At 37.0% G+C, this 15,490-nt stretch carries 14 protein-coding genes; 1 reads left to right on the forward strand and 13 read right to left on the reverse strand.

All coding sequences use genetic code 11. From position 1 onward, the window contains the following. Positions 1–3: 3 nt before the first annotated feature. The 8 genes from D8M05_RS09715 to D8M05_RS09750 all read right to left on the reverse strand — a co-directional run bounded on the left by D8M05_RS09715 (position 4) and on the right by D8M05_RS09750 (position 8,262). Positions 4–1,017: a tripartite tricarboxylate transporter substrate binding protein gene (locus D8M05_RS09715; RefSeq protein ID WP_121131258.1), complete on the reverse strand. Its 1,014-nt coding sequence runs from the start codon at positions 1,015–1,017 to the stop codon at positions 4–6. A gap of 59 nt (positions 1,018–1,076) precedes the next feature. Continuing rightward, positions 1,077–1,958: a DUF1932 domain-containing protein gene (locus tag D8M05_RS09720; protein WP_121131259.1), complete on the reverse strand. Its 882-nt coding sequence runs from the start codon at positions 1,956–1,958 to the stop codon at positions 1,077–1,079. 16 nt (positions 1,959–1,974) lie between these two features. Next, the gene (locus D8M05_RS09725; RefSeq protein ID WP_121131261.1) at positions 1,975–2,664 is read right to left on the reverse strand and encodes an RraA family protein; all 690 of its coding nucleotides are present in this window, start codon (positions 2,662–2,664) and stop codon (positions 1,975–1,977) included. Between the two features lie 38 nt (positions 2,665–2,702). Further along, entirely contained in the window at positions 2,703–3,656 is a 954-nt protein-coding gene (locus D8M05_RS09730) for a hydroxymethylglutaryl-CoA lyase (RefSeq protein ID WP_121131263.1), read from the reverse strand. 10 nt (positions 3,657–3,666) lie between these two features. Further along, positions 3,667–4,875: a CaiB/BaiF CoA transferase family protein gene (locus D8M05_RS09735; RefSeq protein WP_121131265.1), complete on the reverse strand. Its 1,209-nt coding sequence runs from the start codon at positions 4,873–4,875 to the stop codon at positions 3,667–3,669. Positions 4,876–4,898: 23 nt separating this feature from the next. Beyond that, on the reverse strand, positions 4,899–5,606 hold the full coding sequence (locus D8M05_RS09740) for a FadR/GntR family transcriptional regulator (RefSeq protein ID WP_121131267.1): 708 nt from the start codon (positions 5,604–5,606) through the stop codon (positions 4,899–4,901). Between the two features lie 267 nt (positions 5,607–5,873). Further along, positions 5,874–6,650 (reverse strand): DUF4097 family beta strand repeat-containing protein, encoded by a 777-nt coding sequence (locus tag D8M05_RS09745; RefSeq protein WP_121131269.1) that lies wholly within the window; start codon positions 6,648–6,650, stop codon positions 5,874–5,876. A 250-nt stretch (positions 6,651–6,900) separates the two neighbouring features. Next, complete coding sequence (locus tag D8M05_RS09750) at positions 6,901–8,262, reverse strand: GntP family permease (protein WP_121131271.1); 1,362 nt, start codon at positions 8,260–8,262, stop codon at positions 6,901–6,903. A 275-nt stretch (positions 8,263–8,537) separates the two neighbouring features. Here D8M05_RS09750 and D8M05_RS09755 point away from each other — a divergent pair, with 275 nt between their 5' ends. Beyond that, positions 8,538–9,026: a C39 family peptidase gene (locus D8M05_RS09755; RefSeq protein ID WP_121131273.1), complete on the forward strand. Its 489-nt coding sequence runs from the start codon at positions 8,538–8,540 to the stop codon at positions 9,024–9,026. 8 nt (positions 9,027–9,034) lie between these two features. Here the strand turns inward: D8M05_RS09755 and D8M05_RS09760 are convergent, their stop codons facing one another. The 5 genes from D8M05_RS09760 to D8M05_RS09780 form a co-directional block, all read right to left on the reverse strand. Continuing rightward, on the reverse strand, positions 9,035–9,289 hold the full coding sequence (locus D8M05_RS09760; protein ID WP_121131275.1) for a histidine kinase: 255 nt from the start codon (positions 9,287–9,289) through the stop codon (positions 9,035–9,037). A gap of 50 nt (positions 9,290–9,339) precedes the next feature. After that, on the reverse strand, positions 9,340–9,834 hold the full coding sequence (locus D8M05_RS09765) for a GNAT family N-acetyltransferase (protein ID WP_121131277.1): 495 nt from the start codon (positions 9,832–9,834) through the stop codon (positions 9,340–9,342). Between the two features lie 72 nt (positions 9,835–9,906). Continuing rightward, entirely contained in the window at positions 9,907–13,122 is a 3,216-nt protein-coding gene (locus D8M05_RS09770; RefSeq protein ID WP_121131279.1) for a DEAD/DEAH box helicase, read from the reverse strand. A 188-nt stretch (positions 13,123–13,310) separates the two neighbouring features. Further along, the gene (ric, locus tag D8M05_RS09775; RefSeq protein WP_121131281.1) at positions 13,311–14,003 is read right to left on the reverse strand and encodes an iron-sulfur cluster repair di-iron protein; all 693 of its coding nucleotides are present in this window, start codon (positions 14,001–14,003) and stop codon (positions 13,311–13,313) included. A gap of 131 nt (positions 14,004–14,134) precedes the next feature. Continuing rightward, entirely contained in the window at positions 14,135–15,442 is a 1,308-nt protein-coding gene (locus D8M05_RS09780; RefSeq protein WP_121131283.1) for an MFS transporter, read from the reverse strand. Positions 15,443–15,490 lie beyond the last annotated feature (48 nt).

Genomic DNA, 15,490 nt, shown 5'->3' on the forward strand with positions numbered 1-15,490 from the left:
AACCTATTGTTTTAACATTCCTAAATCTTCCAGTAGTTCTCTGTATGCGTCATGTTCACTTTGAATATGTGCTTTAAACTCTTCGCTATCCATGTATACTTCTGACCATCCAAATTGTTCTCTAATTTCAGCAAACGCTTCTGAGTCACTTACTTGCTTAAATTTATCTTCATAATAGGCTACGGCTGCGGGGTCCATGTCCCCTGGTCCCATAAATCCACGCCAGTTAATAAATGTTTCATCAATACCTTGTTCAACAGCAGTAGGGAATTCAGATACAATATCCCCCTCAATTCTTTCCTCTGAAGTAATGGCTAAAACTTTTATATTTCCAGCTCTAACTTGCTCTATTACCTCAGCCAATCCAGTTGAATATACATCAACATTTCCATTTAGTAATGAAGTCATTGCACTACCATCCTGTGTTGCAACATATTTAACAGTAGTAGGATCTACACCAGCTGCTTTAGCAATTTTTAAGAATTGCAGATGGTCCAATCCACCTGCTACAGAATTACCAACAACTGAAACATCCTGAGGATTAGCTTTGATGTCATCCATAAGTTCGTTTAAATCGTTCCACTCCGCATCAGCATGAACTACAAATGCAGCATAGTCAGCTATAACGTTTGCAATAGGGGTGAAATCTTCCCAACCAAGTTCAGCAATCCCTGATAATGGGGAAGTAACAATTTGTGGGTTTGTAATAAAAATATTATGTGGATCATTTCTCTCAGCAATATACGCCCAACCTACTGATCCACTTCCACCTTCTTTGTTAATTACTCCAACATTTCTTTCCGTAATTCCCTCTTCATTTAATACTTGCGCAACCATTCTAGATGTAGTATCCCAGCCACCACCAGCTGCCGATGGTGCTACCAACTCAATGTTTCCTTCTGGTACCCAATCTCCATCTGATCCTTCTGCTCCACCATTGGATGATGCTGATTCATCTCCACAAGCTGCTAAGAATAATACAAGTGCAATACCCAAAATCATCATTAACTTTTTCATTTAAAAGCCTCCCATTTTTTGTAATCGTATACATTTGATTCGTTATTCCTTCTTAAGTCTTAGCTACCTTGCTTTTGTTTCATCGTATCAATAACAGTTACCCAATCTTTGGGTCTTTCCCCATTAAATTGTTCCTTCAGATTTTGCTCTGTAACAAACATTAATTTCTCTCTAATTGCATTTGATAAGGTTGAATTAATATTTAAAGAATCAAGCATTTCTATCGATCCCTCTAATTCCTTTGTCCTTCTTTCAGCATGAATTGAGGTGCCAGTAATTAATTGATTAATTGTATCTTCTAATGAGCTATTTTCTATCGTTTCACTTAAAGACGCTAATACATAATCCTCAACATTTAATTCCCTAGCAATTTCAAATGTTTCAAAAGAAATTGTTGCTAATCCTTTCATAAAGATGCTTCTAATTAGTTTGATACTTGATGCATCGCCAGGTTTGTCGCTAACCTTTGTGATATTCATACCATAATTACTCATATAACTGATAAAAGAATCTGCTCCATTTCCACTTACTAGCATAGGTACTCTATGTTGATACTTTGTTAGCGGGCCTAACATTGAAGCATCTACGAATAAAACAGTTTCGCTTAAATTGGTTGCAATAGTTTTTTGCGTACTAGGTGTTGAGGCAGATACATCAACATAAAGAACTCCATCTGGTAGATAATCTTTGACCACTAAACTAACTTCTGCAGCCTTATCTGCTGGGACTGCAACAAACAATACGTCTGCACTTTTCACAGTATCTTTAATTGATTCTGATAAGTCAACGCTTGCTTTTCTCGCTCTTTCATAAAGTATTGTTTGAAAGTTAGGATCATTAATCATATGATCATAAGCAACGATTGCTTTTACTCCAACTTGTTTTAAACCTTTAGACATTTCAAATGCCGCTTCTCCATAACCTATAAAACTTATATTCAACTAATTCCCCCTCTTTCTACACTGTTTCGATTTTTTCTTTTAACCATGAAGGTTCAATGCTATCAGGGAACTCCCCTCTTTCCTTCTTTTCAAGGTATTCATTGATTACTTCGATTCTTTTTACCTCATATGCTAGTTTTTTCTCTGCTCTCTCAAAAACTTCTTCTATTAGATTACAAGGGACAACAGTAATGCCATCTTCGTCACCGAATACTAAGTCTCCTGGGTTAACCGTCACTCCTGCACAATTGATCGTTTCATTCAATATGCCTCTTTGCTCTTTATATGGACCACTTGGTACAAATCCTCTAGCAAAAATGGGTATTTCTAATGCTTCTAACACTTTCTTATCCCTTACTAGACCATCAATTACAAGCCCCTCTACACCAATTGTTTCTGCTGCTAAAGCCATTAGTTCCCCCAAATACGCATTGTCCTTATGGTCTTGCCCATCAGCAACAATAACGTATCCTTCTTGCCCAGAATAAATTGCTTGATGAAGATAAAGATTGTCACCCGGCTGTAGTTCTAAAGTAATAGCTGTGCCGACCATGAAGCTACCTTTTGTTAACGGTTTAATTTGGTAATCCATTGCTCCTGAACCATTCATGGCATCACTTAATAGTGTGCTACTTAATTTTTTTGCTCTGGAAATGATTTCATCGGGTAACAATGGAGAATGATTTTTTAATTGTAATGCTGACATCATTATCTCTCCTTCAATGATTTTCAGATTAAAATATTTTATATATTATTTGTTTCCCCAACTTTCTGTTGTTTTGCTGGAGGTAAGCTAAGCTCCGAAGTTTTACCTGCTTTCAGTACATAGCTATCTGAGAAATTTGGGTACTGAGAATTAATTTTCTTACCAATTGCTATTACTTTGTCTAAGTCAACCCCTGTTTGGATTCCCATCTCTTCAAATCCATGTATAAGATCCTCAGATGCAATGTTTCCACTACCATTCGGCACATATGGACATCCTCCAATACCAGCAACTGAGCTATCAAAATCAGTAACTCCAGCCTCTAAACCCGCAACTGCGTTCGCAAATGCCATTCCTCTTGTGTTATGCAGGTGAAGTGTAAATTTCATTTGTGTAAATTCTTTTTTCAAAGATTCGATGACGTTCTTAATTAATACGGGATTTGCCATACCAGCAGTATCTGCTAGTGATATTTCATTCACACCCATTTCCGCATAACACTCAGTAATGGATAATAATCGTTCAATAGGAACCATCCCTTCAAACGGGCATCCGAAAGCAACAGAAATGGAACCAGTAGCTTTCATAGATTCTTCATTTGCTCTGTAAATAACTGGTTCAAATCCTCTTAATGCCTCAGCGGTCTTACAATTTGCGTTACTAATGCTATGAGAATCTGTTGCAGATAACATTAATTTAACTTTGTCTACACCAGAATCAATTGCTCTTTCTAACCCTTTTAAATTCGGAATTAGTGCTCTTAATTTAACATTTGAATTTCTCTTTATCTTAGATAATAATTCAGAGGAATCTCTAAGTTGTGGTATTGCCTTAGGGTGGACGAACGATGTGATTTCAATTTGCTTGAACCCACATGTCATTAACTCATTTACAATCTCTACTTTTTCTTCAGTCGGAATAAATTCTGGCAAACTCTGAAATCCATCCCTAGGACAAACCTCAGTAACAACGACTTCTTGTGGATAAATCATGCTTCTCCTCCTATATGACACCGCTTTCTTTTAATGCATTAATTTCTCCTTTGCTGTACTGTAATAACTCTTCTAAAATCTCATCATTATGCTCACCTAAATCTGGTCCAATGCTCCGAATGGATCCTGGCGTCTTGGAAAACTTAGGAACAACACCTGGCATTTTGAATTTCCCTAGACGAGGATGCTCCACCTCTACAATGTTCTCACGAGCTTTATAATGTTCGTCCTCAAAGATATCTTTAATGCTATATATTGGACTTATTGGTACACCATATTGATCTAAGACTCTCTGTATTTCAACTTTCGTAAATTGTTTTATCCAATCAGCAACAATCCCATTTGTTTCTTCAAACCGTTTCAGTCTTTCGACATTTGTATGATAGCGTTTGTCTACTAACATATCCTCACGGTCCATTGCTTCAGCTAACCTAGCGAATGTGGTATCCGAACTAGTTACCAGCGACATCCAGTGTCCATCTTTTGTTTGGAAAATTCCTGCTGGACTAGAATGTCCGCTTAATCCTGGAGTTCTTTCTTTAATAATCTTATTTTGATCATAATCTGCTACTAAGAACTCGAGCATTCTAAATACTGACTCATATAGACTAATATCAATCGATTGCCCTGTGCCTTCTTCATTAACATCTCTATAATAGAGCGCTGTCATTGTTGAGAAAGCAACATAAATACCCGTAATATAATCAGTTAGAGAGAAAGATGGACTAATTGGTGGTCTGTCTTGGTAACCGTGTAAGTATGTAAAACCACTAAATGCAGTTGCAGGTGTTCCGAAACCAGCTTTTGGAGAATTTGGACCAGTTTGACCATATCCTGTTACCCTAGTCATGATTAAATTTGGATTTTCCTTTTTTAAATCTTCATAACCTAAACCCCACTTTTCTAGGGTGCCTGGTCTAAAATTTTCAATCAGTACGTCTGATTTTCGTATCAATTCTTTCAGTACTTTCTTACCTTCTTCTTTATGAAGGTCTAGTGTTAGTGACTTTTTATTACGTGCTAGCGCAGGCCATCTTAATGGTTCTTCTTCTTTAAAGGGTCCTATGTTTCTTAGTGAGTCCCCCCTATTTGGCATCTCTATTTTAATAACTTCTGCCCCAAAGTCACCTAATAAAGTCGCCCCAAACGGTGCTGCTATAACTGTAGACACATCTAAGATGCGAATGCCATTTAAAGGTCCCTCTATACTCAGGCTCATTTAAACATTCCCTCCGTTGTTGCTTAATAATTTTGCATTATATTCTTCCGTAAGTTTTGCAAGTGATGTAAAGTTCTTTCAACAGCTACTACTGTATCTCCTCTTTTTATCGCTTCAAAAATTTGCTTATGCTCCTCCATGGCGTAATGGTGGCGATCTGGAGAAGTTAAAACTTTCTTCCGCATTTTTTTAATCATGTTCAGGTTTGTTTCCATCATCGATACAAAAACAAAGTTCCCAGTTAATTCCGCAAGCCCAAGATGAAATATACTATCATTGTCTATATTTTCAACTGGATTTCTTAGATCCTTATCCATATTCTCTAATACTCTAGCTAACTTCTCCAGTTGTTCATCTGAAGCACGTTGAATGGCTAACTCCACTATTTTTGGCTCAAGTACTTCTCTTGCTTCTAAAAAATGAAGTAAAGCTGATTTTTCTAAAACGTTTACAGAATTAAAGTCAAAATCCAATTTCATATTTCCATTTACTGTTTGAACAAACCTCCCGCCCCCAGCCTTGGAAATAATCAATCCATCAGATTCTAATACACGAAACGCTTCTCTTAATGACGAACGACTACACTCCAAGCTTTCAGCTAGTTTTCTCTCACTTGGTAGCCTATCACCAGGTTTTAACTTACCAGCTTTTATTAATTCGTGAATTTGAGAGACAATTACCTCGTACATTCTTTCCGTTTTTATACTTGTAAATAATGATTCTTCTTCCATTTGATTTCACCAACTTATAATGCGGGCTAATGGGTAACTGGTTAGCCCAATTTTGTAACTAGTTCAAATATTAATATATTTTTTAGATAATTTCAAGTATTTTTTATAAAGTAATTAGTAAATGTTTTATAAAATCATTTTTGTAATCCTTACAAACTAAATATGCAGGTAAGAAAAACTGTATAAAAATCAATACAGTTATTTCTTACCTGCAATATACAATTTCTTGTTAGCTACACATACCTCATTTGCCTTTCACCTATCCCCCTACTTTATCTCTATATATCCATTATCCGCTTTTAACTCGATTACATGCTCCCCATCACCGATTATCGTGTCATAAAGGGAATCGCCAAAAACAGAAACCCTTCCATTATCAACTTTAATATCAATCGTGGCGTTAGTCGGTTCTTTTTCTGTTTGGATATTTATTTCCCCGTTATCTGTTTTTAAGGCAATGTCCCTATCCAAGGATTCTGTTATGAGCGTAATCTTTCCATTATCTGATTTACCATTAATTTCACCTTCAACATTTTCTAATAGAACCTGCCCATTATCAACATTAATATCGAGCCATTCGCTTTTTATATTTTTTAGTTCAATTTTCCCATTATTCGACTCGGCGGACACTTCTTTTGCCTCTAATTGGTCTGCCTGAATCGTTCCATTATCTGTCTCCACTTGTACGATTTCATATTCCTTCTCAGGGAGATATACCGTTAGTAGTGGCGTGGAAAAAGTAAAATCAAATGAAATAAACTGAAACCACCGATCATCTAATACTATTTGGAGTGTATCTCCCTTTACATTCGCATCGAGTTTATACTTATTACTCTTATCTCCTGATAGTACCGCCTTTGCAAAGTCTGCATCTGTTGGCAATATCTCAATCTTCGTATTTTCGGTCTCAATTTCTACACCTGTAAATGCCTCATCATCAATCTCAATTTCTTTTGTTTTTTCATTTCCAAATGGGAAAAAATTAACAATAAACGCAGCTACAACAATAAGCGCAACCATAACGATAATCACATTCTTTTTCATTAATAATCATCCACCTCTCAACTTACTCTTGTTATCTACAAGAATACACGAAAATTGCGTTTCAGTGAACGTCCTTAGAAAGTATTTTAAACTAAGGCTTAAGGCGTATCGTTTATAAGACAGATATTAATCTGTGAGACCCAGCTAGCACCTATGAAGATGAAACTAAAATTACCGGGTTAAAAGAAAAATTCCCACACCTTCGAAAAGTTGTGAGAGGACGGAAAAATACGATTTGCTAATATTCCCGCTAAGTCAATATCAACCACAAAATAAACGTCACTACAAACGCGGTAATTCCTTGTAATAAAGTTGCAGCAGTTTGTGCTTTGTATGCTTGTGTTACAGACATCCCACTAAATTCCTTTACGACCCAAAAATAACTATCATTTACATGAGAAACAATCATTGCACCTGCTCCAATTGCCATTACGACCAAAGCAAGAGGGATTGCACCAGTAATTCCAAGTTCTACTAAAAGTGGTGCCACTAAAGTTGAAGTAATAACGAGTGCAGCAGTTGAAGACCCTTGTGCTGACTTTAATGCAGCAGCGATAAGGAATGGGATCATCAAGAACATTGCTCCCGAAAAAAGTACATTCTCACCAAATCCTTGAATAAATTCAGCTACTGGAGTAGTACTAATTACGCGGCCAAAAGCACCACCAGCACCAGTTATTAGTAATATTGGTGCTGCTTCTTTTAATGCAATGCCTATCCAACCAGATAGTGTTTCTTCATCATACTTCGGTAATAAAGAAAATGCTAAAAGGACACCAACCAATAACGCAACAACAGGCGATCCTAAGAAAGTAAAAACTTCAAAAACCGCTCCAGACCAACCAGCAAAAGCTATAACGGAACTAAATGCGATTAATACAATAGGGACGACTATTGGAGCGAAGGATTTAAAGGTGGATGGCATTTCACCAAATGCCTTTACAATTTCATCATAATCATAATTTAGTACCTCTTCATCTTCTCCTTCCACTTTAATCTTCGTTCCCACTTTCATTGCCCAGATGTATCCAACGATGATTGCTGGAATAGCTACAATGAGACCGATAAAAATGATGGTTCCTAAATGATTTTCTGCCCCGATATTACCTGCTGCCGCAATTGGACCAGGTGTAGGCGGAACCAGTGTATGCGTTGCAAATAGTCCAGTTGATAACGCAATCGCCATTGATGCTACTGCAACCTTAGCTTTTTTTGCTAACGCTTTTTTCAAAGAGGATAAAATAACATAACCAGAATCACAAAAAACAGGAATACTAACGATTGCCCCAATAAGACTCATTGACATTTGTGGCCTCTTTTCACCGACGAGCCGTAATACAACTTCAGCCATTCGAAGTGCAGCACCTGATTTTTCTAGAATTACTCCAATAATCGTACCAAAGACAATTACGAGACCAATGCTCCCCATCAATCCGCCAAATCCACCATTTACTGCTTCTACCACATCAGCTAAAGGTAATCCAGCAATAATTCCTATACCAAATGCAGCTATCAAGAGGGACATAAATGGATGCAATTTCAACTTTGCTGTTGCAAAAATGACAAATAAAACACCAATTAAAATTAATATAATAAGTCCAAAACCTTCCAACACACTCACCCCTTTAGTAATTGAATTTATTACAAAATTCTAGTTCAATCCCCTTTCATAATGATCCCTACTACTAGATATTTTATTGTTATCGTTTTCATTTAGAATCTGAAAAGGTATTTTTTTAAAGTAGATGCAATTAAGCTTCAACCAGTTAAAAATTAAAAAAGTTATTCTATTTGTTCCAACAAAAATAAAGGGAATATTGCTATAATTAGCACTAGAATGTTTTCAGTATTAAAAGAATAGGAAAAAAAACAGTTAGGAGAATTGTGATGGAGAAATTACTACTAGATGTACCACTCATAAGCCAGTTGCCTGAATTGCCGACAGGTTGTGAGATTACTGCAGTAACGATGATGCTAAGGTATAAAGGCTGTAACGCAGATAAAGTTACACTTGCAAATGAAATGCCAAGAGCTACAAAAGACCCTAACAATGGCTATGTAGGTGACCCTTTCACACCTGATGGGTGGACAATTTATCCCTCGGCACTAATAAAATTAGTTGAGCACTACGCAGGTAATGCTGTCGATTTAACAGCTGCAGATATAGAAAAACAATTAACTGACGAAAAGCCTGTTGTCGTTTGGGTATCATCCATGCATGGGTTCACCGTACACGCACTAACATTAACTGGATTTGACAAAGGGCATTTTTATTACAATGATCCTTGGACAACAGAAAAAGATGTGAAAATTACTAAACTAGCATTCCATAATATTTGGAATGGACAAAGCAGGCGAGCAATTTCCTACTCATAAACTTTTTCTCACAAAAAAAGCCTTGAAATAAATACAATGAAAAGCGCAATAATAATACTAACATCCCCTACTATGCGCTTTTTTTCTTTCTGTTTTTCGATAATAGTAATGAGGTTTCCAAGTATAATGAATAGGATTGCAGAGCTAATCATTATTTTGCGATATAAATCATGTATTGGAGTATTCGTGATAAATACATAGCTTGTAGGAAGTAGAATGAAAAATATTGCAAAGCTATAAAACACGACCCTTAATTTCGCCATTCCCAATCCACCTTTTCAAATTAGAACTATTTCAGGTATGGTAGCCTGTATCAATCACGTAAAATAAGCTGATAATAGTGGACATCTTGCCACTCATCAAATTTATTGCCTACTTCCCTTAATGTTCCTGCAAGTACAAAGCCAAATTTCTCATGTAAATGAATACTTGCCCCATTTCCTCCTGTTATTCCGCTAATTACCGTATGATAGTTTAGTTGACGGGCTTGCTTTAAAATCTGCTGCATTAATAGACTACCAACACCTTTACCTTGTTGGTTCGGAGCAATATATATTGACACTTCTGACGTCGCAGAATATGCCAGCTTCTCATTGAATGGACTTAAACTACTGTATCCAATAACGTTTTCATCTTCTTCTGCAACAATTAATGGATATTCTGCTCCATGATGTTCAAACCACTTTTTGCGATCCTCTAATGTTTGTTCCTGTAAATCAAATGTAGCAGTAAGATTACAAATCGCATAATTATAAATTTCCAGCAGTGCTGGAAGATCATCTATCGCCGCTTCCCTGATGCGAATCATCAGCCTTCCTCCTTGCCGTGTTGGTGCCTGTCACTTGTCGAAAAATGTCGAAGAAGTGCATCCCTCCAATTATTACCCTAACAGGTCTTGTATGTCTTCTTCAGTTAGTTTGGCCACTGATCTTTCTTTTGGATCAATTATTTCTTCTATTAGATGACGTTTCTTATCTTGTAAGTCGTTCATTTTTTCCTCAATCGTACCCTTTGCAACGAGCTTGATTACTTCAACGGAATGCCTCTGACCAATGCGGTGTGCACGGTCTGCTGCTTGCTCCTCAACAGCAGGATTCCACCAGCTATCATAGAAAATAACCGTATCTGCACCAGTTAAGTTCAATCCTGTTCCACCAGCTTTCAATGAAATCAAGAAAATATCGCGTTCTCCTTTATTAAATCGATTGCACAATTCAATTCTTTCTTCTGAAGGCGTCTTTCCATCAAGATAAAAGAAGGATCTTCCTTGATATGCAAATTCCTTCCCAATAAGTTGCAACATTTTCGTGAATTGAGAGAATATCAATACCCTTCTACCCGCAAACTTCGATTCTTGGGCAATTTGCATAAGCTGCCTGAATTTCGCCGATTCACCCTCGTAGCCATCAATAAACAATGCTGGGTGACAACAGATTTGTCTCAATCTTGTTAGCCCCGCAAGAATTTTAATACGATTTTTCCGTATTGTTTCCTTGTCGAGATGCTTCAATGTTTCATGTCGAAGTTTTGCCAAATAACTAGCATATAACGTTTTCTGTTCTGGAAGTAACTCACTAAACACAATCGTTTCGTTTTTCCCAGGTAGCTCATGAAGAACATCCTCTTTTACCCTACGAAGCATAAACGGACGAATTCTCCGAGAAATCTGCTTTTTAGTCAAATTACTATATTCCTTCAAACCAAGGAACAACTCAGGGAATACAACGTGAAAAATCGACCAAAGTTCTTCCAGTGAATTCTCAATTGGTGTCCCAGTCAATGCAAATCGATGACTAGCATTTAACTTTTTAACTGCACGGGCTGTTTGCGTCATAGGGTTTTTAAACACTTGCGCCTCATCAAAAAACACGGTATGAAATTCCTGTTTCTCATACCAGATAATATCACTGCGCAGCAAGGGATAGCTCGTAATAAGCACATCCATGTCCTTTATTTCCTTTTGCAATTTTGTACGTTCTACTTTCTTCCCGTCCATGATAATCGCTTGAATTTCTGGGGAAAACTTCATTATTTCCGCTTGCCAATTATAAGTCAGTGATGATGGACAAACGATTAGTACAGGTTTATTTCCTTCACGGATTTGTTTAAGCTCTGACACAATGAAGGTGATACTCTGTATTGTTTTTCCTAGTCCCATATCATCTGCAAGAATTCCTCCAAATCCATAGCTCGCTACCTGTTTCATCCATCTATATCCTTGTTTCTGATAGTTTCGTAAAATATTATCTAATCGTTCTGGAACTTTAGATTTCAACTGTTCAGGGTGATAGATACTTTCCAGAAAATCACGAAACGAGGCTTCAATTGAGATTGTGTCACTATCTCCTACAGAATCTAGAAGTCTAAGTCCTTTTATAACAGGTACTTCTATGCCCTTTTCGAATTCCTCATCCTGCATCGGCACAGCATTAAGAAAACGACTGATTTCTTCCATTTCCCTTGTTTCAAGTGACAGCAATGCACCATCTTTTAATCGATAGTATTTTCTTTTTTCTTCCAATGCGACTAGTACTTCCTTAATTTCCTTCTGCGGAATACCGTCCATATCAAACGTAAACTCGAGCCAATTGGTACGTTCCTTTTTATGCTTCACCCTAATTCTTGGCCGTGGGTTTTTGGGGATTATCCGCGTTCTTACAGCGGTAGTCGCATATACTTGAGCAAGTTTCTGAATCTTTGGGAGCTCATGGTATAAAAAGTTGTACTCTAATGCTTCATTATGAAAGTAGTAGCCGCTCTCTGTTTCATTAAACTGGCTATCTTCTATAATTTGTAAGATTTCTTTTTCTTTCTCGGTATCCCTTATAATCATCGAACCAACTTGTGACTCCCTTTTATCAAGTGGATTAATGATGACATTTTCATATTGAAACTCAAGTCCTGCAAGTAATCGGTCTTTCACTCGATCTAAGTAAAGCTTTGCGGATAATGGCGTTTTTCTTAATCTTTTTGTAATGGCACCAGATAAGTGTATTTCCCCCATTTTCCTGAGTGCAGGCACTAATTTTTCCATAAAATATTTCATTTGTGCCTCTCGTATTGGGATTTCATTTGTACCTGAATTTTCAAGCATCCTTTTTAGTTCAGACAATCGTTCGGTATCATCTCTTTTCATTGGAATAAGTTTTCCATTAAATAGTACCGTGTGATAGTCTCTCATCACGAACATACGATTAAATCCATTAATTCTAAGCTGATACCCCTCTGCTTTCGCTTCTTCAAATTCAAATTTTAACGGAAGTGTTTCATCGGATAATTGAAAATGCCTATACCTTTTCCCATCGTATTCCAGCACGACTGACGGGACTTTAACGAGTAAAGGCTCGATACGTTCCCATGAAGATGCTGGAATAAGTATAAGTTGCTCCATACTGTCATCAATAAATTTACTAGGAATGGCGCGCTGATACATTTTTTGGTCATCCATTACTTGAATCAGTTCTTGAATGACCCTATCCGCTTCCGTCTGAAAACAGTGTTTGACTGGATCATACTTTTTAGATGTTGAAACGTGATACGACTTACCTGCCCTCACCTTTTCAAGAAAATCGCGGATTTTTAATAATGGGGCTTGATCAACAGTCAATTCAATCCCAAACATTGTCTTTTGCATTTCAACTGTAACTGGCTTACAAAGAAATGTTATATCGATTATTTCTCTATTTTCAAAGTGGCGCTGATGACTACTTTGCTGAACGCTGGGCTCCTGAAAAAGTGATAATAGCTTGTCCGAAAGCTCCTCTGTTGTTTGGTGTGGATGTTCCCCGTCCGAGAGACTACCATCTGTTCTTTGATTCTTTTGATCATGCAATGCTATTAATACTGCTGCAATATGCTGACAATCTTTATTATAAGAGGAAAGCCGTGGGCAGCTACATGCTGTTTGTAATTTCCCGTGCTTATCCTTCTCAAGAGTGACATGAAAATTCTCGATCCCTTCAACTGTTGCTTCAATGCTTTTTGGTGATCGTTTCTCCATGCTTACTTTTCCATTACGATAAAAAGCATCCCCTCTTTTAAAGGAAACCGTACCACATCGTTCTTTAATAATCTTTGGATTTAATTTTGTTTGCATGATTACAATCCCTCTTTACCTGAACCCCAGAATATAATACAAACATTATAACACGTCTAGAGTCCCACTGGGGTGCCTGTCACTCGTCGAAAAATGTAGGAAGTTGTCGAAATACGAACCGTACCAGGTACCTACAAGAAAAGACTAACCCATGTCCAGCAGTCGGATACGGATTAGTCTTATACTACTTATAATTTCGCAAACAAAACGTTGTTTTCAAGATGTATATGTTGGAACGTATTTTCTTCCATTTCAGCTAGGCGGGCGTAAGTAATTTGGTAGGAACCACATGTATTTGCTGGTGGCTGGAAGTCATTTGTAATATCCCGCATCAACTTCAATAGCTCACCAACTTCGTTATGTTCATCCTCTAGTTCCCCATTCGCTTCTCTTATTTTCTCTAATAAGTCCTTACTAGGATTTGCTTCATATTCTTTAATAAGTGGAAATACATCATTTTCTTCTTTCATCGTATGTTCTTCCATCTCCATTGAAAACTTGCTATAAATACGGTATAAATCCATTAAATGTGGATGGTTCGGACCATGTTTACGAAAGATTTTCGTAACAAATTGACCGAGTGCTGGTAGTTCTTCCATTAAATAAGCATGATGGTGATGTCTAATGTGATCGACTAGTTCTGATAGTGGCTTGGAATCCCAGTCTACAACCTCATGATCTTCTTTGTTCCACGTTTCAAAACTAGTATTTAACTTCGATAATATCAATTTTTCATCCAAGTCCTTCTCTACAAAGGTTTCCTTCAACGGGCGATTTCCCCCACAGCAGAAATCAATTCGATGTTCTTTGAATAAATCACTCGCCTTTGGAAAAATCTTCACAATATTTGCTGGTGTATGTTCAACTGTAAATTGCATCATATAACCTCCTATTTTTTCTTAACATCATCATAATCCAATTAAATAAAAAGTTCTGTGACGCAAATCACACAGTTCCTAACATAGTGCCTCCCCTTGTGAAATTTGTCTGAAACCAAACGGTGGCACCCAACTCATCCTGTATCTTTTTGTTTAAATCCAGACATGTTTTTTCGCCTTTCGCCCCATTCCGGGTGTGCCTTATGTAAAACAAAAGGCCTAGCGAGATAAAGGACAGAGACAATAAGTAATATTGCTGATATTCCCATGATCCAAGGTGCTGGTAGCGTATCATAAAGAAAACCAAATAGGATTGTACCGAGTGGAATCAATGCCTGTGCACTTGTTTCCATAATGGAAAATACACGCCCCTTGTAAGCATCATCAATTTGTTTTTGCATCATGACATTAATAGGTGTATTGATAAACATAATGATGGCTCCCAACAAGAACATTAGAATCATATAAAAAGAAAACATACCCATATATGGTATTTTGACAAGCAAAGGTAAGGAATAAATTGCAAGAATGATTCCTAATAATAGAATTCCTCTCTTGGCATACACAAGTGGATAAACCAATTCCTTGCGAATAGATAAATAAACTGACATGATGAGCATACCTACAGCAAAAGAGCTTTCGACGATCCCAAAATGCTCAGATGACATATGCAAATTGTCAATAAGGATAAAGGAATAGCCTACTTGAAAGGCACCTACAAAGAAATTAATAACAAGTGCAATCGAAATGATTGCCATAATGACAGATTTTCCCTTCACATAAGCAAAACCTTCTTTCATGCTTTGCCACATAGACCCCTGTTCTTTGCCCGCAACATTTTCCTTCAAATTTATAAATAGGTTGAACTGCATCGTTGATTCAAGACTGAGCGCAATAATCATAGCAACAAGATAAATCGCAAGTAAGACAGTTATGGATACGAATCCATACAATATACCACCTACTGCAGGACTCGCAATGGAAGCAATTGAGACGACCATTTGGTTTAATGACATCGCCTTTTGGATTCTATCGGAATCAATTAGACCACTAATAGAAGATGTAAATGCCAATCCAGAAAATGTTGACGTAAGTGAAAAAATCGCTGTTGCTATATAAATTGTCGTAATTGAAAAACCAATCGTCAAGCTAATCGTGATTAAACTAATGATGGTCAAGACAGTTGCAATGTGGGAAATAATAACAACCTTTTTTCTCGAGAAACGATCAGCCACATATCCAGCAAATGGTGCTGCAATCGTCCTCGGCAATACATTGCAAAGTAAATTTAATGCAAAGTTGGTAGCAGACCCTGTTACTTGCAAAATATAAAAACTAGCAGCGAACGCGTATACTTGTGCTCCAAAACTGGAAATAAATTTACTAACGATGAACGTCCACAAATGGTATGTTGCCTTTTTAAATTTTAACTGTTCATTCATTCTTTAGCACACTCCTTAAGTTTAATTTGATTAAACTTATTATAGGAA

Source organism: Oceanobacillus bengalensis (genome assembly GCF_003628445.1).
Taxonomy (GTDB): domain Bacteria; phylum Bacillota; class Bacilli; order Bacillales; family Amphibacillaceae; genus Oceanobacillus; species Oceanobacillus bengalensis.

Coding starts and splice junctions, on each gene's coding strand:
- D8M05_RS09770 (WP_121131279.1), bottom strand. CDS start 13,122: ATGCAAACAAAATTAAATCCAAAGATTATTAAAGAACGATGTGGTACG.
- D8M05_RS09730 (WP_121131263.1), bottom strand. CDS start 3,656: ATGATTTATCCACAAGAAGTCGTTGTTACTGAGGTTTGTCCTAGGGAT.
- ric (WP_121131281.1), bottom strand. CDS start 14,003: ATGATGCAATTTACAGTTGAACATACACCAGCAAATATTGTGAAGATT.
- D8M05_RS09780 (WP_121131283.1), bottom strand. CDS start 15,442: ATGAATGAACAGTTAAAATTTAAAAAGGCAACATACCATTTGTGGACG.
- D8M05_RS09760 (WP_121131275.1), bottom strand. CDS start 9,289: ATGGCGAAATTAAGGGTCGTGTTTTATAGCTTTGCAATATTTTTCATT.
- D8M05_RS09735 (WP_121131265.1), bottom strand. CDS start 4,875: ATGAGCCTGAGTATAGAGGGACCTTTAAATGGCATTCGCATCTTAGAT.
- D8M05_RS09725 (WP_121131261.1), bottom strand. CDS start 2,664: ATGTCAGCATTACAATTAAAAAATCATTCTCCATTGTTACCCGATGAA.
- D8M05_RS09740 (WP_121131267.1), bottom strand. CDS start 5,606: ATGGAAGAAGAATCATTATTTACAAGTATAAAAACGGAAAGAATGTAC.
- D8M05_RS09755 (WP_121131273.1), top strand. CDS start 8,538: ATGGAGAAATTACTACTAGATGTACCACTCATAAGCCAGTTGCCTGAA.
- D8M05_RS09765 (WP_121131277.1), bottom strand. CDS start 9,834: ATGATTCGCATCAGGGAAGCGGCGATAGATGATCTTCCAGCACTGCTG.
- D8M05_RS09715 (WP_121131258.1), bottom strand. CDS start 1,017: ATGAAAAAGTTAATGATGATTTTGGGTATTGCACTTGTATTATTCTTA.
- D8M05_RS09745 (WP_121131269.1), bottom strand. CDS start 6,650: ATGAAAAAGAATGTGATTATCGTTATGGTTGCGCTTATTGTTGTAGCT.